This window comes from Rhodococcus sp. NPDC003322, assembly GCF_053589555.1.
The window spans coordinates 656,436-681,105 of record NZ_JBSFSC010000005.1; the positions used below are offsets into that span (position 1 = coordinate 656,436).

Annotated in this window: 23 protein-coding genes, 1 tRNA gene and 1 rRNA gene; 5 read left to right on the forward strand and 20 right to left on the reverse strand. The window is 70.5% G+C overall.

Annotated features, from left to right (window positions below; translation table 11 throughout):
* The first annotated feature begins 81 nt into the window (after positions 1–81).
* From ACWDUM_RS22400 to ACWDUM_RS22415, 4 genes are all read left to right on the forward strand, one after another.
* A complete protein-coding gene (locus ACWDUM_RS22400; protein WP_450135650.1) occupies positions 82–903 on the forward strand; it encodes a mycofactocin-coupled SDR family oxidoreductase in 822 nt (273 codons plus the stop codon).
* A gap of 18 nt (positions 904–921) precedes the next feature.
* Entirely contained in the window at positions 922–2,421 is a 1,500-nt protein-coding gene (locus tag ACWDUM_RS22405) for a class I adenylate-forming enzyme family protein (protein WP_450135651.1), read from the forward strand.
* 67 nt (positions 2,422–2,488) lie between these two features.
* Positions 2,489–3,106, forward strand: coding sequence for a TetR/AcrR family transcriptional regulator (locus ACWDUM_RS22410; protein ID WP_450135652.1), 618 nt, complete (start codon positions 2,489–2,491; stop codon positions 3,104–3,106).
* Complete coding sequence (locus tag ACWDUM_RS22415) at positions 3,103–4,677, forward strand: MDR family MFS transporter (RefSeq protein ID WP_450135653.1); 1,575 nt, start codon at positions 3,103–3,105, stop codon at positions 4,675–4,677. The genes ACWDUM_RS22410 and ACWDUM_RS22415 overlap by 4 nt, the downstream gene beginning before the upstream one ends.
* Before the next feature lie 69 nt (positions 4,678–4,746).
* Here ACWDUM_RS22415 and ACWDUM_RS22420 read toward each other — a convergent pair.
* The 8 genes from ACWDUM_RS22420 to ACWDUM_RS22455 form a co-directional block, all read right to left on the reverse strand.
* Positions 4,747–4,820 (reverse strand) — tRNA-Pro (locus tag ACWDUM_RS22420).
* 164 nt (positions 4,821–4,984) lie between these two features.
* A complete protein-coding gene (gene der, locus ACWDUM_RS22425) occupies positions 4,985–6,421 on the reverse strand; it encodes a ribosome biogenesis GTPase Der (protein WP_450135654.1) in 1,437 nt (478 codons plus the stop codon).
* The gene (gene cmk, locus ACWDUM_RS22430; protein WP_450135704.1) at positions 6,418–7,080 is read right to left on the reverse strand and encodes a (d)CMP kinase; all 663 of its coding nucleotides are present in this window, start codon (positions 7,078–7,080) and stop codon (positions 6,418–6,420) included. Before cmk ends, der begins: the two co-directional genes overlap by 4 nt.
* 32 nt (positions 7,081–7,112) lie before the next feature.
* Positions 7,113–8,147, reverse strand: coding sequence for a pseudouridine synthase (locus tag ACWDUM_RS22435; protein ID WP_450116305.1), 1,035 nt, complete (start codon positions 8,145–8,147; stop codon positions 7,113–7,115).
* Between the two features lie 81 nt (positions 8,148–8,228).
* Positions 8,229–9,014 (reverse strand): SMC-Scp complex subunit ScpB, encoded by a 786-nt coding sequence (scpB, locus tag ACWDUM_RS22440; RefSeq protein ID WP_450135655.1) that lies wholly within the window; start codon positions 9,012–9,014, stop codon positions 8,229–8,231.
* Positions 9,011–9,847 (reverse strand): segregation and condensation protein A, encoded by an 837-nt coding sequence (locus tag ACWDUM_RS22445; RefSeq protein WP_450116303.1) that lies wholly within the window; start codon positions 9,845–9,847, stop codon positions 9,011–9,013. The genes scpB and ACWDUM_RS22445 overlap by 4 nt, the downstream gene beginning before the upstream one ends.
* Entirely contained in the window at positions 9,848–10,813 is a 966-nt protein-coding gene (locus ACWDUM_RS22450) for a ParA family protein (protein ID WP_450116302.1), read from the reverse strand. It abuts the gene before it with no gap.
* A 109-nt stretch (positions 10,814–10,922) separates the two neighbouring features.
* Positions 10,923–11,333: a hypothetical protein gene (locus ACWDUM_RS22455; RefSeq protein ID WP_450135656.1), complete on the reverse strand. Its 411-nt coding sequence runs from the start codon at positions 11,331–11,333 to the stop codon at positions 10,923–10,925.
* A gap of 274 nt (positions 11,334–11,607) precedes the next feature.
* Here ACWDUM_RS22455 and ACWDUM_RS22460 point away from each other — a divergent pair, with 274 nt between their 5' ends.
* Positions 11,608–12,402 (forward strand): potassium channel family protein, encoded by a 795-nt coding sequence (locus ACWDUM_RS22460; protein ID WP_450135705.1) that lies wholly within the window; start codon positions 11,608–11,610, stop codon positions 12,400–12,402.
* 37 nt (positions 12,403–12,439) lie between these two features.
* Here the strand turns inward: ACWDUM_RS22460 and xerD are convergent, their stop codons facing one another.
* From xerD to rrf, 12 genes are all read right to left on the reverse strand, one after another.
* Entirely contained in the window at positions 12,440–13,363 is a 924-nt protein-coding gene (gene xerD, locus ACWDUM_RS22465; protein WP_450116300.1) for a site-specific tyrosine recombinase XerD, read from the reverse strand.
* Between the two features lies 1 nt (position 13,364).
* A complete protein-coding gene (locus ACWDUM_RS22470) occupies positions 13,365–14,006 on the reverse strand; it encodes an NUDIX domain-containing protein (protein ID WP_450116299.1) in 642 nt (213 codons plus the stop codon).
* Positions 14,007–14,013: 7 nt separating this feature from the next.
* The gene (locus tag ACWDUM_RS22475) at positions 14,014–15,759 is read right to left on the reverse strand and encodes a CTP synthase (RefSeq protein ID WP_450135657.1); all 1,746 of its coding nucleotides are present in this window, start codon (positions 15,757–15,759) and stop codon (positions 14,014–14,016) included.
* Positions 15,760–15,907: 148 nt separating this feature from the next.
* The gene (locus ACWDUM_RS22480) at positions 15,908–16,852 is read right to left on the reverse strand and encodes a copper transporter (RefSeq protein WP_450135658.1); all 945 of its coding nucleotides are present in this window, start codon (positions 16,850–16,852) and stop codon (positions 15,908–15,910) included.
* Entirely contained in the window at positions 16,849–18,033 is a 1,185-nt protein-coding gene (steA, locus tag ACWDUM_RS22485) for a putative cytokinetic ring protein SteA (protein ID WP_450116296.1), read from the reverse strand. Before steA ends, ACWDUM_RS22480 begins: the two co-directional genes overlap by 4 nt.
* Before the next feature lie 134 nt (positions 18,034–18,167).
* Complete coding sequence (gene recN / locus ACWDUM_RS22490; RefSeq protein WP_450135659.1) at positions 18,168–19,943, reverse strand: DNA repair protein RecN; 1,776 nt, start codon at positions 19,941–19,943, stop codon at positions 18,168–18,170.
* The gene (locus tag ACWDUM_RS22495; protein WP_450135706.1) at positions 19,933–20,877 is read right to left on the reverse strand and encodes an NAD kinase; all 945 of its coding nucleotides are present in this window, start codon (positions 20,875–20,877) and stop codon (positions 19,933–19,935) included. Before ACWDUM_RS22495 ends, recN begins: the two co-directional genes overlap by 11 nt.
* Before the next feature lie 161 nt (positions 20,878–21,038).
* On the reverse strand, positions 21,039–21,854 hold the full coding sequence (locus tag ACWDUM_RS22500) for a TlyA family RNA methyltransferase (protein WP_450135660.1): 816 nt from the start codon (positions 21,852–21,854) through the stop codon (positions 21,039–21,041).
* A 1-nt stretch (position 21,855) separates the two neighbouring features.
* A complete protein-coding gene (locus ACWDUM_RS22505) occupies positions 21,856–22,071 on the reverse strand; it encodes a hypothetical protein (RefSeq protein ID WP_450116292.1) in 216 nt (71 codons plus the stop codon).
* An 84-nt stretch (positions 22,072–22,155) separates the two neighbouring features.
* Complete coding sequence (locus tag ACWDUM_RS22510; protein ID WP_450135661.1) at positions 22,156–23,115, reverse strand: HAD-IIA family hydrolase; 960 nt, start codon at positions 23,113–23,115, stop codon at positions 22,156–22,158.
* Between the two features lie 5 nt (positions 23,116–23,120).
* Entirely contained in the window at positions 23,121–24,497 is a 1,377-nt protein-coding gene (locus ACWDUM_RS22515; RefSeq protein WP_450135662.1) for a tetratricopeptide repeat protein, read from the reverse strand.
* Positions 24,498–24,584: 87 nt separating this feature from the next.
* Positions 24,585–24,670 (reverse strand): 5S ribosomal RNA (gene rrf / locus ACWDUM_RS22520); the annotation flags it as partial.

The following is a 24,670-nucleotide window of genomic DNA, read 5'->3' on the forward strand; positions in this document are numbered from 1 at the left end:
ACACTTCGCGCACAATCCGATACGAGACGAACGAGGGTGCCCGGCAGGCGGGCGGCCGCGGTTCGGAAGGGGAACGGCACGATGTGTGATCGACTCGCAGGCAAGGTTGCCTTCATCACCGGCGCCGCACGCGGCCAGGGTCGTGCCCACGCGGTCCGGATGTCCGCCGAGGGCGCCGACATCATCGCCGTCGACGTGGCGGGCAAACTGCCCGACTGCGTGCCCTACGACTCGGCCACACCGGACGACCTCGCCGAGACGGTGCGGCTCGTCGAGGCCAACGGCAGGCGGGCGATCTCCGCGCCCGTCGACACCCGGGACCTGGACGGCCTGCGTGAGGCCGTGGACGCCGCGGTGTCCGAGCTCGGGCGGCTGGACGTGATCGTCGCGAACGCCGGGATCGCGTCCCCGCAGCCGTGGGACGAGATCACCCCGGAGGCGTTCCGGGACGTGATGGAGGTCAACGTCACCGGCACCTGGAACACCGTGATGGCCGGCGCCCGTCACATCGTCGACGGCGCGCGCGGCGGCTCGATCATCCTGATCAGCTCTGCCGCCGGCGTGAAGATGCAGCCGTTCATGGTGCACTACACCGCCAGCAAGCACGCGGTCACCGGCCTGGCCCGCGGGTTCGCCGCCGAACTGGGCAGGCACTCCATCCGCGTCAACAGCGTCCACCCCGGTCCGGTGAACACCCCGATGGGCAGCGGGGACATGGTCACCGCGGTCGGGCACGCCACCGAGAGCAATCCGCAGCTCGCGCACATGCTCACCCCGTTCCTTCCGGTCTGGATCGCCGAACCGGAGGACATTGCCGACACCGTGCTCTGGCTGGCGTCCGACGAGTCGAAGAACGTGACCGCCGCCCAGATCTCGGTCGACCAGGGATCCACGCAGTATTGACGAGAGGTCCGCCGCATCATGGTCAAGCAGCACGCCGAGCCGGACGACGGCGCCCGGTTCGCCGCCGAACTCGCCGACCACCTGGCCGGATACGGGCATCGCCCGTTCATCGAGTTCGAGCACCGTTGGTATTCCGGCGACGAGGTCGCGGCCCGGATCGACAACCTCGCGGCGGCACGGGACCGCGCCGGGGTACCGCCGGACGCACCGATCGCACTGGTGGCACGCAACCGGCTTCCGCACGCGGCGGCGGCGCTCGGCCTGGTCGCCGCCCGCCGCCCGCTGGCGATGGTCTACTCGTACCAGTCCCCGGCGTCGATCGCCCGGGACATCGAGACCCTGCGGGCGGCCGCGGTCGTCGCCGACCGAACCGACTGGACCGAACCGGTACTCGAGGCGTGCCACCGCGCCGGAAGCGCAGCGCTGGCGCTGTCGACGGACTCGCCCGACCCGCGAGTGCTGGCGCCGTACCGACCCGGGGATGCGCAGCACACCGACTCGGAAGCCGTTGCCGGCCTGCACATCCTGACCAGCGGTACCACCGGACCACCTCGGCGCATGCCGTTGCGGACCGCGGTCCTGCAGCACACCGTGCTCACCATGACCGGCGGACTCACGGCCTCACCGGACGATCCCCCGGAACTGGTGTTCTGGCCGTTCGGCAGCATCGGCATCTGCCAACTGCTCGCGGCGCCGTTCCAGGACAAGCGGATGGTCCTGCTGGAGAAGTTCACGGTCGACGAGTGGGTGCGCGCCGTCAAGACTTACCGGATCCGGCGGACCGGCGTGCAACCGGCGATCCTGCGGATGCTGCTCGACGCGGACGTCCCACGCGAGGATCTCGCGTCCCTCGAGTCGCTGCCCGGCGGCTCCGGCCCCCTCGACCCGCAGCTGCGTCGCCAATTCGAGGACCGGTACGGCATTCCGCTGTTGTGGGCCTACGGGGCCACGGAGTTCGCGGGTTCGGTGTGCGCCTGGACCCCCGAGCTGCACCGGCAGTTCGGAAAGAGCAAGCCCGACAGCGTCGGTCGACCGTTGCCCGGAGTGCAGGTCCGGATCGTCGATCCCGAGACCGGCGCGCAGCTGGGCGTCGGCGCCCGCGGCGTGCTGGAGGGCCGGGTCGAGGTCATCGGACCGGAATGGATCCGCACCACCGACCTGGCGTCGATCGATGCCGACGGGTTCGTGACGCTGCACGGACGGGGCGACGGCGCGATCAATCGCGGCGGTTTCAAGGTGATCCCCGAACGCGTCCGCGCCGTGCTGCTCGGACACCCCGCGGTTCTGGACGCGTGCGTCGTCGGTGTTCCCGATCGCAGGCTCGGGCAGGTGCCGTTCGCCGCCGTCGAACTCCGCCGCGGGGCACCGGCACCCATCGAGGGTGATCTGCTCGGCCTGGTCCGCGACGCCCTGCCCAGCCACCACGTGCCGGTGGCGGTCGCGATCGTCGACGGCCTGCCACGCAATGCCGCGATGAAGGTGACCGTGCCGGAGGTCGCGGCCCTCTACTGCACCTGAGCCGGGACCGGGGTCATTCCTCCGGTTTCGCCACGTACTGGTGTGCACCAGTGCAAATATTGCCCGGGTGAATGATTCTCGGACCACGCTGCGCGCCCGTCACCGAGCACGGACCGCCCTGGAACTGCATGCGGCCGCGATGTCCCTGGCGCGCGAACACGGTCTGCCCGCCGCGACGATCGACGCGATCACCGATCGGGCGGGCGTGTCGCGGCGCACGTTCTTCAACTATTTCGCGTCGAAGGAGGACGCGATCCTGGGCACCTCGGCGCCGTCGGCACCCGAGGACGCGCTGTCGCGCTACTTCGACTCGGGCGACGGGGACCGGTTCACCCGCACCATGCGCCTGATCGTCGCGGTCGTGCAGTCCACGTTCGGCCCCACCTCGGCCACGGACGTGCCGGCCCTCGTCCGTGAGTTCCCGATACTGCGCGAGCGCCTGTCCGAGCACGTCTCGGCCGCCGAGAAGCTGGTCGGCGCCGCGCTCGACGAGCACGCCGCCGGTGGAGCGGGCGGGGCGGGAGGCCACCGGTCCGCGGAATCCACCCGGGCACTGGTGATGCTGGCGGGCACCGTGCTCCGGTTCGCCTACACCCGCGACCCGAGCGCGCTGAACTCCGCGCACTCCGATGCGCTCGAGTCCGCAATCTCCGTGTTCCGCAACGCAATCGAGGAGATCTCGTGACCACCGTGAAGACCGACGGACCGGACACCACGGACAGCACCACCGGTTCGGGCAGCATCACGCTCCTCTTCGCCGGACTGATGGTGACGATGCTGCTGGCGTCACTGAACCAGACCGTCCTGTCCACCGCGCTTCCCACCATCGTGGGTGAGCTGAACGGCGTGGACCACATGACCTGGGTGATCACCGGCTACATCCTGGCGAGCACCATCATGATGCCCGTCTACGGCCGCATCAGCGACCTCCTGGGCCGAAAGCCGGTGCTGATCTTCGCCATCGGAACCTTCGTCGCCGGATCGGTGGTCGGCGCGCTCGCCGGTGACATCGAATGGCTCATCGCCGGCCGCGTCGTCCAGGGCATCGGCGGCGGCGGGTTGATGATCCTCTCGCAGGCCGCGATCGCGGACGTGGTGCCCGCCCGCAGCCGAGGCAAGTACATGGGCGTGATGGGCGCCGTCTTCGCCGTCTCCTCCGTCGCGGGGCCGCTGCTCGGCGGATGGCTGACCGAGGGGCCGGGCTGGCGATGGGCGTTCTGGATCAACGTGCCACTCGGCGCCCTCGCGGTGCTGGCTACCGTGCTGCTCCTGCGACTGCCGAAGGTCCACCGCGAGCACCGCCCGAGCATCGACTACCCCGGCATGGCCCTGGTCGCGGGCGCGACCACCGCGATCGTGCTGGTCTGCACCTGGGGCGGCAACCAGTACGAGTGGGGTTCGCCCACGATCATCGGCCTGATCGTCGCGGCGGTCGTGCTCGCGGTCGCATTCGTGTTCACCGAACTCCGGGTCGCGAACCCGGTGATCCCGATGTCGCTGTTCGCGGACCGGAACTTCGTCCTCACCGTCGTCGCCGCACTCATGTTCGGCATCGCCATGTTCGGTGTCATCGGCTACATGCCCACCTACATCCAGATGGTCTCCGGTGTCGACGCCGCCCAGGCCGGGCTGCTGATGATGCCCATGATGGGTTCGTTACTGGTCGCCTCGACCGCCTCGGGCGCGCTGGTCACGCGGACCGGTCGGTACAAGATGTTCCCGATCGCCGGCGCCGCCGCCATGGGCGTCGGGCTCGCCCTGCTGTCCACCCTGCACATCGACAGCCCGCTGCCCCTGCTGTGCCTGTACCTGGGCGTCTTCGGCTTCGGTCTCGGTCTGAGCCTGCAGATCCTGACCCTGATCGTGCAGAACTCGTTCCCCGGCAGCATCGTCGGCACCGCGACCGCGTCGATCAACTACTTTCGCCAGGTCGGCGCCACCGTCGGCTCGGCGATCGTGGGGTCGATCTTCGGGGCCCGTCTCACCGACCTGCTCGGCGACCGGTTGCCGGGCCCGGGCGAGGCCGGCGCCGGGGACCTGAACTCGCTGACCCCGGCCACGGTCAACGCGCTGCCCGACACCGTGCGGGTCCCGGTGCTGGAGTCCTACAACGAGGCGCTGCTGCCGATCTACGGATACATGGTGCCGCTGGCCGTCATCGCCCTGGTCGCACTGGTGTGCCTGGTCGAGAAGCCGTTGGCGACCACGGTCGAACGTGATGTCCTCGATCCGGACGCCGCCCCGGCCGGGAGCTGACCGATCAGCCGCGGTGGCCCGCACACGAGTAAGGCCCCGGCGAGACAATTCGCCGGGGCCTTACCTCTGTCGGGCTGACAGGATTTGAACCTGCGACCACCTGACCCCCAGTCAGGTGCGCTACCAAGCTGCGCCACAGCCCGTCCACGTCCTTGCGGGCGCTTGAGAAGATTACAACAGTGACACTCCCAACCGCGAATCGGCTGGTCAGCGCTTCACGATTACCGCCGGAGGCGGTGGGGCGTCACGATCTACGCCCGTGCGGTGGCGCGCCCTCGGTGACCGAGGGCGCGCCGCCCGCCCGCGTCTAGCGCTTCTTGCGGTCCCGCTTCTCCCGCACCCGCACGGAGATCCGCACCGGGCTGCCGTCGAAGCCGAACTCCTCACGCAGCCGGCGTTCGAGGAACCGGCGGTAGCCGGCCTCGAGGAATCCGGTGGTGAACAGCACGAACGTCGGCGGCCGGGTGCCCGCCTGCGTGGCGAACATGACCCGGGGCAGGCGTCCACCGCGCATCGGCGGCGGGGTCGCGGCGACGACCTCCTTGAGCCAGGTGTTGAGGCGACCCGTCGGCACCCGCTTGTCCCACGACTCCAGTGCCGTCTCCAGCGCGGGAACGAGCTTCTGGACGGCCCGGCCGGTGTGGGCGGAGATGTTGACGCGCTGCGCCCACGGCACCCGCACCAGTTCCCGGTCGATCTCCTTCTCCAGCATCAACCGGCGGTCCTCGTCGACGAGGTCCCACTTGTTGAACGCCAGGACCAGCGCGCGGCCGGTCTCGGCGACCATCGACAGCACCCGCAGGTCCTGCTCGGTGATCGGCAGCGACGCGTCGATCAGCAGGATCGCGACCTCGGCGGCCTCGATCGCCGACTTGGTGCGCAGCGAGGCGTAGAACTCGTGCCCGCTGGCGTGGCTGACCTTGCGGCGCAGCCCGGCGGTGTCGACGAAACGCCACACCTTCCCGCCGAGCTCGACGAGCGAGTCGACCGGGTCGACGGTGGTGCCCGCGACGTCGTGCACGACGGACCGTTCGTCGCCGGACAGCTTGTTGATCAGGCTGGACTTGCCGACGTTCGGCTTGCCGACCAGCGCGACCCGGCGCGGGCCCTGCCCGCCGGTGCCCTCGCGCGGCGTCTCCGGCAGCACGGCGAGCACCTCGTCGAGCAGGTCGCCGGTCCCGCGGCCGTGGATGGCGCTGACCGGGTACGGCTGCCCCAGCCCGAGCGACCACAGCGCGGCCGCCTCGGCCTCGGTGCGTTCGTCGTCAACCTTGTTGGCCACCAGCAGAACCGGCGTCTTGGATCGGCGCAGCACCCTGGCGACCGCCTCGTCGGTTGCGGTCGCGCCCACCACCGCGTCCACCACCAGGATGATGGCGTCCGCGGTCTGCATCGCCAGTTCGGCCTGCCGGGCGACGGACTGCTGCAGTCCCTTCGCGTCCGGTTCCCAACCACCGGTGTCCTGAACCATGAATCGGCGTCCGGCCCAGTTCGCGTCGTAGGAGACGCGGTCCCGGGTGACACCGGGAATGTCCTCCACGACGGCCTCACGGCGGCCGATGATCCGGTTCACCAGGGTGGACTTGCCGACGTTGGGTCGGCCGACGATCGCCAGCGTCGGGACGGCGACGTGTTCCTCGCCCTCCTCCTCGCCGATGAAGTCGGCCATCTCCCAGTCGGTTTCCTCGTTCCAGGTGCCGTCGCCGGCGTACGCGTCTCCGCCGAATTCGAATGCGTCGCTCACTGCACCACTCCAGTCCTGTCGCGGACCACCAGCAGCAGCCGGCCGATCACGTCGTCGATTCCGATCTCGCTGGTGTCCACGATCACCGAGTCCTCGGCGGGCCGCAGCGGGGACACCGCGCGGGTCGAGTCCAGGTGGTCGCGACGCTGCACGTCCGCGAGCACGGCCTTGTAGTCGTCGCCGCGGCCCTCCGCGACGTTCTGCGCGTTGCGCCGCAACGCGCGGGCCTCCGCGGAGGCGGTGAGGTAGATCTTCACGTCCGCGTCCGGCAACACGACGGTGCCGATGTCACGGCCCTCCACCACGATCCGCGGATGCTGCGAGATGAACGCGCGCTGCTTGTCGACGAGCAGTTCCCGCACCCGAGGCACCGCGGACACCGCGGACACCGCCGCGGTCACAGCGGCGCCGCGAATCTCGTCGGTGACGTCCTCGCCGGCGAGCAGCACCCGATCCGACGCCGGGTCGGTGCCGATCGACAGGTCGAGCGCGTCGGTGGCCGCGGCGACCGCGTCCGCATCGTCGACGTCGACACCCGACCGCAGCGCGTGCAGCGTCGCGATCCGGTACATCGCACCGGTGTCGAGGTACCGGGCGGCGAGGGCGTCGGCCAGCCGCCGGGACACGCTGGACTTGCCGGTTCCGGACGGGCCGTCCATCGCCACCACCAGGGGCACGATCACGTCGTCGCTCACAGTCCGACCGCCTTGTACAGACTGCCGACCTCGCCGCGGCCGAGCACCCGCAGGGTGCCGGGACGCCCGTCGCCGAGGGAGACGGCACCGATGTCGGTGCGGACCAGGCGCACCACCGGGTGCCCGACTGCGTCGAGGAGACGGCGCACGATGTGCTTGCGACCCTCGTGCAGCACGACCTTCACCAGCGACTGGCCGCCGTTGATGTCGAGGAGCGTGAACGAGTCGACCTTCGCGGGCCCGTCCTCGAGCTCGACGCCGGCCTTGAGCTTCTTGCCGAGGCTACGGTCGACGACACCGTGGACGGTCGCTAGGTACGTCTTCGGCACCTCGAACGACGGGTGCATCAGCCGGTGCGCGAGGTCGCCGTCATTGGTCAGCAGGATCAGTCCCTCGGTGTCGGCGTCGAGCCGGCCGACGTGGAACAGTCGCTGCCCCGCGGACACCCGCTCGGAGACGATGTCGCCGATGCACGGCCGGCCCAGGTCGTCGGACATCGTCGACTGCCAGCCGCGCGGCTTGTTCAGCGCGATGTGCACCAGGTCCTTCTTGACGACGACGCGGATGCCGTCGACCCGGACCACCGCGTTCTCGGGGTCGACACGCAGTCCCTGCTCGACGACGATGCGGCCGTCGACCTCGACGCGGCCCTGCTCGATGAGTTCCTCGGCGGCGCGGCGCGAGGCGACGCCGGCCTGCGCGAGCACCTTCTGCAGCCGCACGCCCTCACCGGCGGGCAACTGCGTCGGCGCCACGCTCTCGGTGTGCTGGTGCCGGGCGGGTTTGGCGTTGCTGATCTTCGGGGTGACCGGCACCTGCTGGCGCTGCGGCTTGGCCTGCTTCGGCTTGCCCCGCTTGTTGGTCGCGCCTGCGGCCCCTGCGCCCCGGGTTGCGGCTGCGGCCTGGCCGCGGTGCGGCTTCTTCGGACCGCCAGCACTGGTGCGCGGGGCGTCCTTCTTGCCTGTCGTCTTGCGGGCCGGGTTTCCCCTGCCCCTGTCCGGTGTGCCATCTCGGCGAGCGGATCTGTTCACTTTTCTTCCTGTCACTTCTTCTCGTTCGAGTGAACGGATGCGTTCACTCGATCAGATCGAATGAATGTTGTCGTTCATCGATCAGTTGTGCTCGTCGTCGACGCCGGTGTCGACGACGGGTTCGGTGTCCGTCCGCGCAGCTCGCAGCTTCGCGAATCGCGGGTCGGACTCCATGTCCTCGCTGATGTCGTCGATCACGTCGACATCGGGCAGCAACGGTGCCAACGGCGGCAGATCCGCCAGCGAAGCCAGCCCGAGCCGTTCCAGGAACAGCTCGGTCGTCACGTAGGTTGTCGCGTTCGTCCCGGGGTCCGTCCCGGCCTCAGCGATCAGTCCCCGGGCGATCAGGGTGCGCATGACGCCGTCGACGTTCACTCCGCGCACCGCGCTCACCCGTGCACGGGTCAAAGGTTGACGGTACGCAACAACCGCCAAGGTTTCCAACGCTGCACGTGTGAGCTTCGACCGGACCCCGTCGAGGAGCAGTCGTTCGACATACGGCGCGTACTCGTTGCGGGTGTAGTACCGCCAGCCGTCCCCGGCGTGGCGGAGGTCGATCCCGCTGCGGCGCGCGGTCAGGGCGGCCGACATACGGCGGAGCATCTGCGCCACCCGCTTCGGCGGTTCGCCGACCGCGGTCGCCAGGGCCTCACCCGGCACGGGAGTGTCGATCACCAGCAGCATCGCCTCCAGCGCGGACTCGAGCTCGTCGTCGTCGAGCCTGTCCTCGGCCCCTTCCTCGACGTCCAGCCGGTCCGCGCCCGGCGGCGCTCCCAAGCCCTCCGGTGGCACCGTGGCCTGCTGAGTCACCGTGTCGTGCGGTGTCCCCGCGTCCTGCGATGCCTCGGCGCCCTCGAGCTCACTCATCCGTAGTCCTCCGCACTCACCAACGCACGACCGTCGGTCGATCCTTCCCCGGTCCAGCTGACCCGCAGCTCCCCGAGCGGCTCGGGCTGGTCGAACGCCACGGCCCGCTGCCGGTACAGCTCGAGCAGCGCCAGGAATCGTGCCACGATCTGCACGGTCACCTCGCAATCGGCGACGAGCTCACCGAAACCCGACCACTCCCCCGGCCCGCGTTCCCGGAGCAGGTCCAGGAGCAGCGCCGCCTGTTCCGGCACCGACACCGTCGACGCGTGCAGGTGGTCGAGACCGACGGTCGGAACCGGCCGCGGGACGAACGCGGCGGCGGCGATGTCCGCGAACGCGGCCGCATCGACGCCGAGCAGCACCTCGGGCAGCAGCCCGACGTAGCGGTCCTCCAACGCGACCGAACGGGGGTAGCGGCGCAGCGCGACCGATTCGAGCTCGGCGAACAGTTGCGCGACCTGCTTGTACGCCCGGTACTGCAGCAGGCGCGCGAAGAGCAGGTCCCGGGCCTCGAGCAGGGCCAGGTCCTCGGGATCCTCGACCTCGCCGGACGGCAGGAGCCGCGCGGCCTTGAGGTCCAGCAGGGTTGCCGCGACGACCAGGAACTCGGTGGTCTGGTCGAGGCCCATGTCGGCGCCGAGTTCCCGCGTGTAGGCAATGAAGTCGTCGGTGACCTGGTGCAGCGCGACCTCGGTGACGTCGAGGCGACGCTGGCTGATCAGCGTCAGAAGGAGGTCGAACGGTCCCTCGAAATTGCGCAGCCGAACCCGGAATCCGCCGCTCTCGGCACCGTCCTCGGGCTCGGTCGCGGCGGTGGTTTCCGCGTCCATCTACCGACCGGACCTCGCGATCACCTCGCGCGCGAGCGCCCGATACGCTTGCGCACCACCAGATTTCGGAGCCCAGGTGGTGATCGGCTCACCGGCGACGCTGGTCTCCGGGAAGCGTACGGTGCGGTTGACGACGGTGTCGTAGACGAGGTCCCCGAACACCTCCACCACGCGGGTCATCACCTCGCGGGCGTGCAGGGTGCGCGCGTCGAACATGGTCACCACGATGCCCGACATCTGCAGGCGTGGGTTGAGCCGGTCGCGGACCTTCTCGACGGTGTCGTTGAGCAGCGCCAGCCCGCGGAGGCTGAAGTACTCGCACTCCATCGGAATGATCACGCCCTCCGCGCAGGCGAGCGCGTTGACGGTGAGCAGACCGAGGGAGGGCTGACAGTCGATGAGGATGTAGTCGTAGCGGTCGAGCACCGGGTAGAGCGCGCGGCCGAGCGTCTGTTCCCGACCGACCTCGGTGACCAGCTGGATCTCGGCGGCGGAGAGGTCGATGTTGCTGGGAAGCAGGTCCAGTCCGTCGACGCGCGTGCGCATCAGCACGTCGTCGATCGAGACCTTCCGGTCGACGAGCAGGTTGTGCACGGTCAGGTCGAGGTCGTGGTGTGCGACGCCGAGGCCCGCCGACAGCGCACCCTGCGGGTCGAGGTCGACGAGCAGGACCCGGCGTCCGTACTCGGCGAGGGAGGCACCGAGGTTGATGGTCGAGGTGGTCTTGCCGACGCCACCCTTCTGGTTGCACATCGCGATGACCTTGGCGGGGCCGTGGGAGGCGAGGGGCTGCGGTTCGGGAACCTCCCTCAGGGGTCGGCCCGTCGGGCCCAGTTCCGGCTCACCGCCGGCGCCCGCAACGCTGTCCACGCCGGGTGTGCCCGACAGGTCCGGTTCCCGCGGAACCGGACGCGTTTCGGCGATGTCGTCGTGCGCCGTCGCCGAGGGCGGCTGAGGTGTCATCACAGTCCGATGGCCCCCTTCCTCGCTCGTGCATGCTCGCCACAGACGCTACCGTCTGGCCGCCCGAACCCCTCACGGACACGCGCGCCCAGCCCGGTCACGTCCGGCGACTTCAGCGCAGCGACCCCGTCAACACTGGCCGGGAGCTGCGCAGTTCGTCGTTCCGGTAACCCCACTTGTGCGTGCCCACCGGTCGCAGATTCATCGTGTGCGCGATGCCCTGCCCGGCGAGCACCGATCCCGTCGTCGCCGGGCAGACGAGGGAACCGAACTCCCCGGACACGCCGGTCTCCATAGGCGGGTCGGCGAGCAGCTGCGCGCCGGCGACGGCGTTGCCCCCGTGCGCGCAGTCGATCGGTCGCGGCAGCTCCCGAGTGAGAAATGTCTCGTAGGCCGGCCCGCCCGTCACCGGATCCGCCGCCTGCCAGCCGGTGTGGGTGTGCGCGCCGCCGACCGGCGGCACCACGTTGACGTTCTCGGCCGCGGCGACCGAGCGGGCGGCGGTACGGAATCGGGTTCGCATGGAGCTCCTCGGGTCCGGTTGCGAACATCCAACCACCCGAATGCCGACTCGGCCCGCCGACTCACCGCGGCCAGGCCGCTCGGCTGGGCGACCGGTCCCACTGACGGGTCGCCGTGTTCCTGTCCCCCGCCTCCGGCCCCGACGGCCGGAGGCGTCGACGTCGCGGCCCACCGGCCGCAATCGCGGTGGGCCCACCCTCGAGCCGCTACCGTTCTCCCTCGTGGTGAGCGCGAACGGCGGGGAGAACCGCGGCCAGTGGTGGCAGCGACCGAACATCGATTCGACCGTCGGAGCGACCCGGCTCGAACGGTGGGAGCGGCGAGCCGAGTGGCCCCTCGCGCTGGTCGCTCTCACGTTCCTGGTCGCCTATTCGGTGCAGGTACTCGCTCAGCCCCGCACGTGGACGGACGCGGCACTGGACGTCGTCGTCGTCCTCTCCTGGGCGGTGTTCGCCGTCGACTACGTAGTCCGACTGGCCATCGCGCCCGACCGCGGACGCTGGTTCGTACTCCATCTCGTCGATCTGGCAGTGGTGGCGCTTCCCCTGTTGCGTCCGCTGCGGATGCTGCGCCTGCTGGTGCTGGTTGCGGCGCTGCAGCGGGCGCTCGGCGGCGCCATCCGGGGACGCGTCGTCGTCTACACGGTCAGCAGCGCGGTCCTGTTCATCTATGTCGCCTCACTGGCCATGCTGGAATCCGAACGCGGACACCCCGACGCCGTGATCTCGTCGTTCGGCGAGGCGCTGTGGTGGTCGATCACCACCGTCACCACGGTGGGTTACGGCGACTACGCGCCCGTCACCACGAGTGGCCGGATCATCGCGGTGCTGCTGATGGTCGGCGGGATCAGCCTCATCGGTGTGGTGACGGCGACCGTCGCGTCGTGGATCGTGCAACGGGTCGCCGAGGAGGACGACGGCAACCGCGCCGCGACCGCACAGCAGATCATCTCGCTGCACGCCGAGATCGCCGAACTGCGCGACGCGGTGCGCGCCCTCACCGCCGGCGGGGGCGACCCGAGCGCCCTGCACGCGAACGGGGACCGCGAGAAGGCCCCGGTCCGCCCCTGAGGCGCGAGCGTCCCCAGGGGCGGATGGGGCCGGAGGATCACAGGGCGCGCGGATGCGCGCCGGCCCACACCTCGCGCAGGGAGCCGATGGTCACGAGGGTGTAGATCTGCGTGGTGGTCACGGACGCGTGCCCGAGCAGTTCCTGCACGACCCGGACGTCGGCACCGCCGTCGAGGAGGTGCGTCGCGAACGAGTGCCGCAGCGTGTGCGGGGAGACGCCGTCGGCGAGACCGACCCGGTCCGCCGCCGACCGCAGCACCTGCCAGGCGCTCTGCCGGGTCAACCGGCCTCCGCGGGAGTTCAGGAACACCGCCGGACCGCCCCGGGAGACGAGTGCGGGGCGACCGCGCACCAGATACGCCTCGAGGGCGGCGAGGGCGGGACGCCCGATCGGAACGATGCGGTCCTTGCCACCCTTGCCACGGAGCAGCACGGCACGGTCGACGGCGTCGATGTCGTCGAGGTCCAGCCCGACGGCCTCCGAGATGCGGGCGCCGGTGGAGTACAGCACCTCGAGCAGCGCCCGGTCCCGCAGGGCGCGAGGCTGGTCCCCGGCGTCCTCCCCGCCGGTGGACTCGATCAGGGCGAGCACCTGGTCGACGGGTAGCGATTTCGGCAGTCGCCGGCTCGGGGACGGCGGTTTGACGGCGTGCGCGACGTCGGCGCGGGTGTATCCCTCGGCGGTGGCGAACTTGTGCAGCCCACGGACCGCGATCAGGGCCCGGGCCGCGGACGCGGGCGCAAGCGGGCGGACGCCGTTCCCGGAGTCGCCGCGGCGCAGCACCACGACGAAGTCGGTGATGTGCCGTTCGGCGACCCGGTCGAGGTCGTCGATGCCACGGGACGTGAGGTACTCGCTGTATCGCTCCAGGTCGCGACGGTAGGACGACAGGGTGTTCTTGGCCACCCCACGTTCGACCGCGAGGTGGGCCAGGTACCCCCCGACCTGTTCGGCGAGCACGTCAGGCGCCGTGCCTGCGCCGGTCCAGTGCGGTGGGCCGGTCCACCCAGGCGGCGTCGGTGGGACGACCGACGACGTCCGCACCGTCGCGGGCACGGGCCGCGGCGAGCGCCAGGATGCCCGACAGTGCGGTCGCGTTGACGATCTCCCCCGACAGGGCGCGCTCGACCGTCTCGGCGACCGGGACCCGCACTATCTCGAGGTCGGCCTCCTCGTGTTCGGGGTCGGGCCGGTCCACTTCCGACAGGCCCGTCGCCAGGTACACGCGGATCGCCTCGTCGGTGAATCCGGGTGAGACGGCCACGTCGACGAGCACCGACCAGTGCGCGGCCGCCAGCCCGGTCTCCTCGACGAGTTCACGCCGGGCCGCGTCGACGGGGTCCTCCCCCGCGGCGTCGAGGAGACCGGCGGGCAGTTCCCAGAGCCGGCGCCCGAGGGGATGCCGATACTGGTTGATCATCACGAGCCGGTCCTGGTCGTCGACCGCGACCACCGCGACCGCGCCGTGGTGTTCGACCACTTCGCGGCTCGCGATGGTGCCGCCCGGCATCGCGACCTGGTCCACCCGCAACGCGACGATCGCACCCTCGTAGACGGTGCGGCTGGCGAGGGTGTCGAAGTCGTGTTCTCCCGGGCGGCTCATCGCGGGATCAGCCGGCGCTGGGGGCGTCGGCGGCGGCGGTCTCGACCGTCTCGACGGCGTCCTCGGGGTGCACGTCGACCTCGAGCCGCTCGGCGGCCTTGTACTTCAGGGCCGCCCCGACGAACGCCGCGAACAGCGGATGCGGGCGGGTGGGCCGGCTCTTGAGCTCCGGATGTGCCTGCGTCGCAACGAAAAACGGGTGCTTGTCGGCCGGCAGTTCGACGAACTCGACGAGGTGCCCGTCCGGGGAGGTGCCGCTGAACTTCAAGCCGGACTTCGCGATCCGGTCCCGGTACGAGTTGTTCACCTCGTAGCGGTGACGGTGCCGCTCGGACACGGTTTCGGAGCCGTACGCGCGGGCGACGACCGAGCCCTTGTCCAGCACCGCCGGGTACGCGCCGAGGCGCATGGTGCCACCGAGGTCGGCTTCGCCGGCGACGATGTCCTCCTGGTCGGCCATCGTGGAGATGACGGGATGCTTGGTGTCGGGCTCGAACTCGGCGGAGTTGGCGTCGGTCAGCCCCACCGAGCGGGCGGCCTCGATCACCACGGCCTGCAGGCCGAGGCACAGTCCGAGCAGCGGGATGCCGCGGGTGCGGGCGTAGGTGATGGCGCCGAGCTTGCCCTCGATGCCGCGGATGCCGAAGCCGCCGGGGATCAGCACCGCGTCCACCTCGCCGAGCGCCTCCTGGGCGCCGGCCTCGGTCTCGCACACGTCCGACGGCACCCAGTCGATCTCGACCTTGGCGCGGTGTGCGAATCCACCGGCACGCAGTGCCTCGGTGACGGACAGGTAGGCGTCGGGCAGGTCGACGTACTTGCCGACGAGGGCGACGCGCACCGTCTCGCGCGGGTTGTGGACGCGCTCGAGCAGGTCGCCCCACACGGTCCAGTCCACGTCCCGGAACGGCAGGCCGAGCTGACGCACCACGTAGGCGTCGAGGCCCTCGCTGTGCAGCACCTTCGGGATGTCGTAGATGGACGGGGCGTCCGGGGTGGAGATGCAGGCGTCGACGTCGACGTCGCACATCAGCGCGATCTTCGCCTTCAGTGCCTGCGGCACGTCCCGGTCACAGCGCAGGATCAGCGCGTCCGGCTGGATGCCGATGTTGCGCAGCGCCGCCACCGAGTGCTGGGTGGGCTTGGTCTTGAGCTCACCGGACGGGCCGAGGTACGGCACCAGCGAGACGTGCAGGAAGAACACGTTGTCGCGGCCGACGTCGTGGCGCACCTGGCGGGCGGCCTCGAGGAACGGCTGCGACTCGATGTCGCCGACGGTGCCACCGATCTCGGTGATCACGACGTCCGGTTCCTGGCCCTGCGCGTCCGGGCCCGCCATCGCGAGGATGCGGGACTTGATCTCGTCGGTGATGTGCGGGATGACCTGGACGGTGTCGCCGAGGTACTCGCCGCGGCGCTCCTTGGCGATCACCGAGGAGTACACCTGCCCGGTGGTCACGTTCGCGAACGCGTTGAGGTCGCGGTCGAGGAACCGCTCGTAGTGGCCGACGTCGAGATCCGTCTCCGCGCCGTCCTCGGTGACGAAGACCTCACCGTGCTGGAACGGGTTCATGGTGCCCGGGTCGACGTTGAGATAGGGGTCGAGTTTCTGCATCGTCACCCGCAGTCCACGGGCGGTGAGCAGCTGCCCGAGGCTGGACGCCGTCAGGCCCTTGCCGAGCGAGGACGCGACGCCCCCGCTGACGAAGATGTGCTTGGTGGCGGTACGCGTGTGACTGCGTGACAGTGGCAAGAAGGGCTCCCGTGACGACTTGCAGGACTTGATCAATGGTAGAGCTGGGGCCTGCCGACCCACGGGTCTTCACGGTAACACCTGTGCGCCGGAACCTCCGCACCGCGCGCCGCTTCCCGCAATTTCACGATGGGTCGCCGTGTGACGCTCAGCCGATCGGGGCACCGACCGTGACGGCCGTCGCATTCGGTCCGGTGCCGTAGCGGCCGGATCCGCCCCCGAGCTGTTCCTGGAGGGCGAGCACGGTGGTGATCCGGCCGGATTCCCGGTCCGCGTTGTCGACGGTGCTCACTCCCGCGGACAGTGCGGTGTCGGAGCGGACGACGGCGATCGGACCGTTGCCGTGGGCTGCGTCGGAGCGGCCGACGAGGACGGTGCCCGCGCCGCGGCCGTCCAGTGCGCCCGCGAACCGGGCGACGATCGAGCCACGGTTTCCGCCGTCGCCCGCGTTGCCCGCGCCGGTGAGGACCACTGCGAGCTGCGCAGGCGCCACCGAGTCGTTGTCGTACGCGACGAAGCCGCCGGCCCGCAGCGCGTCGAGCGCCAGTGCCAGCTCCTCGGGCGTGCTCTGCGGCTGCGCGGACTGCGCGTTGAGCAGCAGCACCGATCCGAGCAGGTCGCCCGCGAGGCTCCCCTGGTCGACGGCCCCGGTGCGCAACTGGATCCCGGCGGGGATCACGTTCGTGACGGTGGTACGCAGCTGGTCGCCGTTGGCCGCGTCGACGAACGCCTCGGTCAGCGCGACCCGGCCGGTGACGGTGCCACCCGCGGCGCCGATCAGCCGGGTGACCCCGTCGAGGTCGCCGGGGTCGGCGTCGGGGGTGGTCACGACGACGACGGTGCGTTGCGCGAGCGTGTCGCGCACCACCCGGCCGGCGACCGCGGAGTCGAAACCGTCCGCCGCGGAGAGCTGTTCACCCAGTTGGTTGTTCGTCTCGTGCAGGTCGTTGATCTGGTTCTGCAGTTCGGACTTGTCGTCCCGCATCCCCGACAACAGGGAGTCGGAAAGGGTGCCCGATCCGAGCACCACACCGATGGCCAGGGCCAGGAAGATCGCCGCGATCGAGATCGCGTGTTGACGCGCAGAGATCACTTGAAGAGCCCCTGCACCCAGAGCGCGAAGCTGTTCCACGTCTGCACGGCCCAGTCGAGGGCCTCGCCACCGATGTTCGACACCACCAGTGCCACGATCACCGCCGTCAACGCGGCCAACACGAGCAGGGCGATCGCGGCGCCGGAGACCCGGCTGCGGTACAGGGTCGCGACGGCCTTGGCGTCGACCAGCTTCGGCCCAACCTTGAGGCGGGTCATGAACGCGGCCGGGTTGGCGTCCCGCCGGCCACGGTCGAAGAACTCGTCGAGCGAGACCGTGCTGCCGACGGTGACGATCAGCGACGCGCCGTGATGATCGGCGAGCAGCAACGCCAGATCGGCGGGAGCGCAGGCAGCGGGGAACGTCATCGCTCCGATACCGAGGTCCTGGATGCGCTCCAGGCCGGGCGCGTGCCCGTCCGGGTCGGCGGGCAGAACCACCTCGGCACCCGACTTGAGGGTGTCCGCGGTGACCTCCTCCGGGTCGCCGACGATCAGGTCGGGCCGGTAACCGGCGGCGGTCAGGGCGTCCGCGCCCGCGCCGACACCGACGAGGATCGGCGAGTACTCCTTGATGAACGGCTTGAGGTTCTTCAGGTCCTGCGCGTGGTCCGGGCCGTCCGCGACGACCACAACGTGCCTATCCCGCAGATCGACGTCGACGTCGGGCACCCCGACCCCGTCGATCAGCAGGGGACTCTCGGTGCGGATGAACTCGATGGTGTTACCGGAGAACGCCTCGAGGTGGTCGACCAGGCCGGTCTTCGCCTCGATCATCAGGTCGGAGATCTCCGCCTCCGACTGCTCGACCCCCGTCACCAGGCGGCGTTCACCGGTGTAGACGCCGCCGTCGTGCAGACGGACCTTGGCCCCGTCCTTGACCTTCTTGAACGCCTCTTCGCCAACGGAGTCGACGAGGACGATCCCGTTGGCGACGAGCACCTCGGGGCCGAGGTTGGGGTACCTGCCGGAGATCGACGGGGAAACGTTGACGACGGCGGTGACGCCGGCCTCCACCAGCGTGTCGGCGGTGATCCTGTCCAGGTCGAGTTCGTCGAGGACGACGATGTCGCCGGGGCCGACGCGGCGAAGCAGCTTCGCCGTGTTGCGATCAACCCTGGCGATGCCGGTGACTCCCGGCAGCGATTCGGTGTTTCGTGACAACAGAGCGGGCATCTTCATGCCCACGATGATGACGCCGACACGTCCCGCCGTTCGGGAGGCGCGCCGAGTCTCTTACCTCACTTTTCACTCGTACACCACCAGCGACACGGCTGCAGGCGCCGCGAACCTGTCACATGTTGCGCGTGACGGCCTCAGGAGTTCCGCTCGGCACCCGCCGTCGCAAGCAGTTCCTCGGCATGCGCGCGACCGGTCTCGGTGTCCCCTAGACCTGCGAGCATCCGTGCGAGCTCCCCCACCCGTTCGTCGTCGGTGAGGGTGCGCACTCCGGAGTCGGCACTGCGCTTTCCGTCCACCTTGTCGACCACCAGGTGGGTGTCCGCGAACGCCGCGACCTGCGGCAGGTGCGTGACGACGATGACCTGGTGGGTGCGTGCCAAGCGGGCCAGCCGCCGGCCGATCTCGACCGCCGCGCGGCCGCCAACACCCGCGTCGACCTCGTCGAAGACCATCGTCGCGCCGGACTGCGCACCGGCGAGCACGACCTCGAGCGCAAGCATCACCCGGGACAGTTCACCTCCCGAGGCACTCTTGCCGAGTGGCAGCGGCGCCGATCCGCTGTGTGCGGCGAGCCGGAACTCCACCTCGTCGACACCGGCCGATCCGGCGTGCAGCACGCGTCCGCCGACCTCGAGCGGGGCGGAGTCCTCCGCGGTCGCAGGTACCGGGTGCACCGCGATGTCGAGTTTCGCCTTCCCCATCGCGAGCCCGGCGAGTTCTGCGGAGACGGCCTTGCCCAGCTTGACGGCGGCCTTCGCCCGGGCCTTGCTCAGCGCGTCCGCGGCGACGGCGAGCGCCCCGGCGGCCTCGTCGACGCGGGCCGCCAACGCGGCGAGGGCGTCGGCGGACACGTCGATCCGGCCGCGCCGCTCGCGCGCCTGCGCCGCCCAGTCCAGGACACCGTCCACGTCGGCGGCGTACTTGCGGGTCAACGTCTTCAGCTCGGCCTGCCGGCTCAGCAGGGTGTCCAGCGCACCCGGGTCCGAGGGCAGGTCCTCGAGGTAGCCCGTCAGGTCCGAGGAGACGTCGGTGAGGATCGTGATCGCCTCGGCCAGCCGCGGCGCCAGGACGGTCAGCGCCTGGTCCTCGGACGACTCGACCCGGGACCGGGCGTCGCCGAGCAGGTCCAGGGCACCGGCAGCATCGGACGCCATGTCCGCGCCGAGGTCGGCAGCGCCGACGAGCGCGGCCTGCGCCGCGGCGGCCGCGGACCGCAACGAGTCCAGGTCACCGAGCCGGCGAACCTCCGCAACGATCGCGGCGTCCTCACCCGGTTGGGGGTCGACGGCGTCGATCTCGTTGAGCGCGAACTCGAGCCGGTCCACCTCCTGCGCGAGTTCGCGACTGCTCCGGGTGCGTTCGTCGAGTTCGGTGCGTGCCTCCAGCCAGCGCGCCCGCAGGTCCCGATACTTGTCGAGCAGGGAACCGATTGTGGCGCCGCCGAATTCGTCGAGAGCCTGGCGCTGCTGGTCGGGTCGCTGCAGCCGCAGCTGGTCGTTCTGACCGTGGACGGTCAGCAGCGGGGTGGTCAGTTCGGCGAGCGCCCCGGCGGGAACGCTGCGGCCCCCGAGATGGGCGCGGGAGCGCCCGTCCGCACCAACGGTCCGAACCGCGATGACGGTGCCGTCCTCGTCGCGTTCGGCTCCGGTGGACTCGAGCAGACGATCGACCTCGGCCGCCGCCTGGGCTCCGACGTTCGTCGTGGCGAAGCGGCCCTCTACCACCGCCCGCTGCGCGCCGACCCGGACCCGACCGGCATCGGCGCGGGCGCCGCTGAGCAGGTGCAGGCTCGTCACGACCATCGTCTTGCCCGCGCCGGTCTCACCGGTGAGCACGGTCAGGCCCTCATGGAACTGGGCTCCGGCCTTCGAGATCGCGCCGAGGGAGTCGATGCGGATTTCAGTGAGCACGCCTGCTGTCCCCTTCCCCACGGCCGCCGCGGCCCCGCCATCCCCGCACCGGCAGATCGAACTTCCGCACCATCCGGTCCGCGAACGGCGCCGAGTCGAGGCGGATCCACTTGACCGGGTTCGCGCCCCGCACCACCTCGACACGTCCGCCCGCCGGCAACGACAGGGTGCGGCTGCCGTCGCAGAACACCAGCCCGTCGTGGCCTCCGGAGAACGTCTCGACCGCGATCAGCGACTCCGGGCTGGTGACCATCGGCCGGGCGAAGAGTGCATGGGCGTTGCTCGGAATCACCAGCAGCGCTTCGAGTTCCGGCCACACGATCGGGCCGCCGGCGGAGAACGCATACGCCGTCGATCCGGTCGGTGTCGACACCAGCACGCCGTCGCAGCCGAACGACGACACCGGCCGCCCGTCGACCTCGAGTACCACCTCGAGCACCCCGAGCCGGGAGACGTTCTCGATGCTCGCCTCGTTCAGCGCCCACCCGCGGTCGACGATCACGTCGTCCACCCGGACGGCGATGTCGATGGTCATCCGGCGCTCGACGCGGTACTCCTGGCGCACCAGGTGTCCGAGCGCCTCCTCCAGATGCTCAGCCTCCGTCTCTGCGAGGAACCCGATCCGGCCCAGATTGATGCCGAGCACCGGAATGTCGGCCGCCCGGGCCAGGTCGGCGCCGCGCAGGAACGTGCCGTCGCCGCCGAGCACGAGAACCAGTTCGCACCCCTCCGCCGCGGCGGGGCCCGGCGGGACGACGGTCAGGCGCACGCCGTCGAGGTCCGCGCGGGCGGGCTCGACCGCGAGCGGCGGAGTGGTGTGGTCGGCCTCGGAGGCAAGCACCCGCAACCCGATCCCGGCCTCGGCGAAGACCCGCGCGATCCGTCGGGTGGTGTCGGCGATCTCGGTGTGGCCCGTGTGCGCCACGACGAGGATCTCGCGCCCGGCGGCGGTGCCGCCCGCACGCCCGGCGGCGGTGCCGCCCGCACGCCCGGCGGCGGTGCCGCCCGCACGCCCAGCGGCGGTGCCGCCCGCACGCCCAGCGGCGGTGCCGCCCGCACGCCCGCCGGCAGTGCCTCCCGTACCTTCGGCGCCCGTCACTGGGGACCCTCCTCGACGGCCTTCCGGACGAGGGCCTCGACGTCCTCGGCACCCGGTCCGGCCTGCTTGCGCAGCCACAGGAAGAACTCGACGTTGCCGGACGGTCCGGGTAGCGGGCTGGCGACCACTCCGAGGGTGCGCAGTCCCAGTTCGTCCGCCGCACGCGACACCTCGAGCACGGCCTCCGCGCGAAGGGCGGGTTCTCGGACCACGCCACCGGATCCGACCCGCTCCTTGCCGACCTCGAACTGAGGTTTGACCATCGGCACCAGGTCGGCGCCGTCCGCCGCGCAGGCGACGAACGCCGCCAGCACCAACTTCAGCGAGATGAACGACAGGTCCGCGACCACGACCTCGACCTGGCCGCCGATCTGTTCGGGTTCCAGGGAACGCACGTTGGTCCGGTCAACGACGGTCACGCGATCGTCGGACTGCAACCGCCACACCAGCTGGCCGTATCCCACGTCGACGGCCACGACCCGGGCCGCGCCCCTACTGAGCAGGACATCGGTGAATCCGCCGGTGGAGGCGCCGGCGTCGAGACAGCGTTTACCGGACACCGACAGTCCCTGCGGTTCGAACGCCTCGAGTGCGCCGAGCAGTTTGTGGGCGCCGCGCGACGCCCAGGAGACCTCGTCGGTCTCCTCGGTGACCAGCAGCGGTGTCCCGGCCTCGACACCGGTGGCCGGTTTGACGGCGACCGACCCGTTGATCAGGACCCTTCCGTCCGCGATCAGTTGAGCCGCATGTTCCCTGGAGCGAGCCAGACCCCGCCGAACCAGTTCGGCGTCGACTCGTGCACGCCTGGCCACCTCAGATCTTGTCCACTGTCGCCAGCGCCTGCACGAGTACGTCGTGCGCGCGCTCGAGAATGTGTGCCTGCCGGGGTATCGCCTGATGACCGTCCGGCATGTCGCTCGCGGTCAGGCCCGCGAGGAGCGAGTCGACCTCGGCGTGAATCTGTGCGGGGTCGACGGTCGGTGGTGGTCCCGGTAGGTGCTGGCCGGGCTTGGGTGTCGGCGTACTCATCGCCGACAACGCTAGTCGATCGACGCGACAATGCGCGCCTCGCGCCCGCAAGCGATTCTCACCCCGGGTACGGGTGAGATGCACTCACAGGTGCGGAGCGCCACGCACCTCGGTCACCTCGGGAGCCGCCCAGGCCGCGGCCAACGCGGCACGCAGGACGGTCGCCTCGTCGACAGACGCCGACGGATCCGTCCGAACGGTGAGTGTTGCGCCGTCCAACGACACCGACACGTGCGGGTGCGGAGCGATCGCAAGGGACTCGGGGGCCTCGTCGAGCGACGCCAGCGAGTACGCCAGGTAGGTCGGGCGCTGCGACGGCGGCGCCGTCACCAGGTCGAGCGGCGTGCTGACACCGGTCAGCACGAGCAGGGAATCGAGCCCGGCGGCGTTGGCGCCGGCGATGTCGGTGTCGATCCGGTCCCCGACCACGAGTGGACGGCCGGCCGCGCTGCGGCGAACGGCATCGTCCATCAACGGACGGGCCGGCTTGCCCGCGACATCGGGTTCGCACCCGGTCGCGGTACGCACCGCCGCCACCATCGAACCGTTCCCGAGGCAGAGCCCACGCTCGGTGGGCAGGGTGGTGTCGACGTTCGTCGCCACCCAGTACGCGCCTGCCCGGACGGCCAGTGTCGCCTCCGCGAGCATCCGCCACCCGGTGTCCGGCGAGTGGCCCTGCACGACCGCGACCGGCGCATCGTCGAAACTGCGCACCGGATGCAGGCCGACGACGCGGACCTCGTCGGCGAGCGCCTCGGTGCCCACCACGAGCACGGGAGAACCGGGGGGTACTCGATCCGCAAGCAGGCGCGCGGCCGACTGTGAACTCGTGACGACCTCGGATTCCGTTGCAGGGAAACCGAGGTCGTTGAGATGCCCGGCTACCTGGGCGGGACTACGGCTGGCGTTGTTGGTGACGTAGAACAGCCGCGGCCCGCCGTCGACGACCAGAGCCTCCCGTGCACCGGGGATCGCGTGCGGGCCGGCATACACCGTGCCGTCCAGGTCCAGGAGCAGCACGTCGTGCCGCTCCCGCAACGTCATTTCACTCACTGGTCGCCGGACAGTTCGGCAGCGCGCTCCTCGGCATCGGTGTCGCCGTCGAGGTCGGCAGCAGCCGAGTTCAGGAACCACTTCAGGCCGTCCTCGCGACGTCCGGCCGCAACCAGTGCGTCTGCGTAGGCGTAGAACAGCCGCGCCGCGGTCGGACCGGACTTCGACGCATCCAGTTCCGGGGTCTGCAGCGTGACCACAGCCTGGTCGAACTGGCCGAGGTCCATCCTCGCGCCGGCGACGACGATCCGAAGCTCGGTGGCCTCGTCACCCTTCAGCGCGCGGGCCTCCTCGCTGCGGCCGAGCTCGATGGCCCGCTCGGGGCGGCCGAGGCCGCGTTCGCAGTCGGCCATCACGGCGAGCAGACCCGGACCACCGGCCATACGGCGGGCAGCCCGCAGTTCGGACAGGGCTTCCGCCCATTCGCCGGCGTGGTAGGCGACGATGCCCGCGGTTTCGCGGACGACCGCGACACGGCCGGCGCGTTGCCGGGCGGCGCGGGCATGCGCGAGCGCCAGCTGCGGATCGTCCTCGAGCAGCTTGCTCGCCATCACCAGGTGCCGGGCGACCGTGTTTGCATTCGACTTGTCGAGGCTGAGCAGGTCACGCCGGACCGCGGGATCGAGCTCGCCGGCCTGGATGTCTTCGGGCAGGTCCGGCTCGTCGGGACGCGGTGCACGCCGTTCCGGAGATGCGCCGCCGTCGCGAGGCCGCGGCGCGAAACCGCCCTCGCCGCCACGTCGCTGCGGGCCTCCACTGCGGCGGTCCCCACCCCGGCGCTCACCGCCACCGCGACGATCGTCGCCGCCACTGCGATCGCCTCGGTACTCGCCACCACGATGGCCGGAGCCGCCCTCGCTGCGCCCTTCGCCGCGGTATCCGCCGCCGCGATGCTCACCGGAACGCCGATCGTCGCCGGCACGCCGATCGTCCCGCCCGCGGTATCCACCACCGGAACGCTCACCACCGGAACGCCGATCGTCACCGCCGCGGAATCCGCCGCCACGATGCTCACCGGAACGCTCACCACCGGAACGCCGATCGTCACCGCCGCGGTATCCACCGCCACGGTGCTCACCGGAACGCTCACCACGGCGATCGTCGCTGCGCCGTTCACCACGCTGTTCTCCGCCGCTGCGGAAACCCCCGCCCTCTCGGCGGTCACCGCCACCACGATGTTCGCCACCGCGGCGATCGTCACCACGGTGACCACCACGGGGTCCGTCACCGCCACGACCTGCACTGCTCTGACCGTCTCGCCGTTGCCCGCCCTGCCTGTGGCCGCCGCGAGCGTTCCCGCCCTGCGAGGCGCCACCGTGACGCCGATCCGGATCACCGCTTCCATACGGACGGCGATCTTCGTTGTTGTCCACCACAACATCTCCTTCGAAGACAACACTGGCATGACCATGAAAACACGAAAGGGGACCCAGTAGAATGGGTCCCCTTTCGGATGTTATGTACGGCGGTGTCCTACTCTCCCACACCCTGTCGAGTGCAGTACCATCGGCGCTGGAGGGCTTAGCTTCCGGGTTCGGAATGGGAC

Excerpts from the sequence above, each read along its gene's own strand:
- ACWDUM_RS22470 (WP_450116299.1), bottom strand. The coding sequence starts at position 14,006 with ATGAGCCGCCCGGGAGAACACGACTTCGACACCCTCGCCAGCCGCACC.
- scpB (WP_450135655.1), bottom strand. The coding sequence starts at position 9,014 with ATGAGTGAGCTCGAGGGCGCCGAGGCATCGCAGGACGCGGGGACACCG.
- ACWDUM_RS22505 (WP_450116292.1), bottom strand. The coding sequence starts at position 22,071 with ATGAGTACGCCGACACCCAAGCCCGGCCAGCACCTACCGGGACCACCA.
- ACWDUM_RS22445 (WP_450116303.1), bottom strand. The coding sequence starts at position 9,847 with ATGGACGCGGAAACCACCGCCGCGACCGAGCCCGAGGACGGTGCCGAG.
- ACWDUM_RS22510 (WP_450135661.1), bottom strand. The coding sequence starts at position 23,115 with ATGACGTTGCGGGAGCGGCACGACGTGCTGCTCCTGGACCTGGACGGC.
- cmk (WP_450135704.1), bottom strand. The coding sequence starts at position 7,080 with ATGGACGGCCCGTCCGGAACCGGCAAGTCCAGCGTGTCCCGGCGGCTG.
- ACWDUM_RS22455 (WP_450135656.1), bottom strand. The coding sequence starts at position 11,333 with ATGCGAACCCGATTCCGTACCGCCGCCCGCTCGGTCGCCGCGGCCGAG.
- ACWDUM_RS22400 (WP_450135650.1), top strand. The coding sequence starts at position 82 with ATGTGTGATCGACTCGCAGGCAAGGTTGCCTTCATCACCGGCGCCGCA.
- steA (WP_450116296.1), bottom strand. The coding sequence starts at position 18,033 with ATGAAGATGCCCGCTCTGTTGTCACGAAACACCGAATCGCTGCCGGGA.
- ACWDUM_RS22405 (WP_450135651.1), top strand. The coding sequence starts at position 922 with ATGGTCAAGCAGCACGCCGAGCCGGACGACGGCGCCCGGTTCGCCGCC.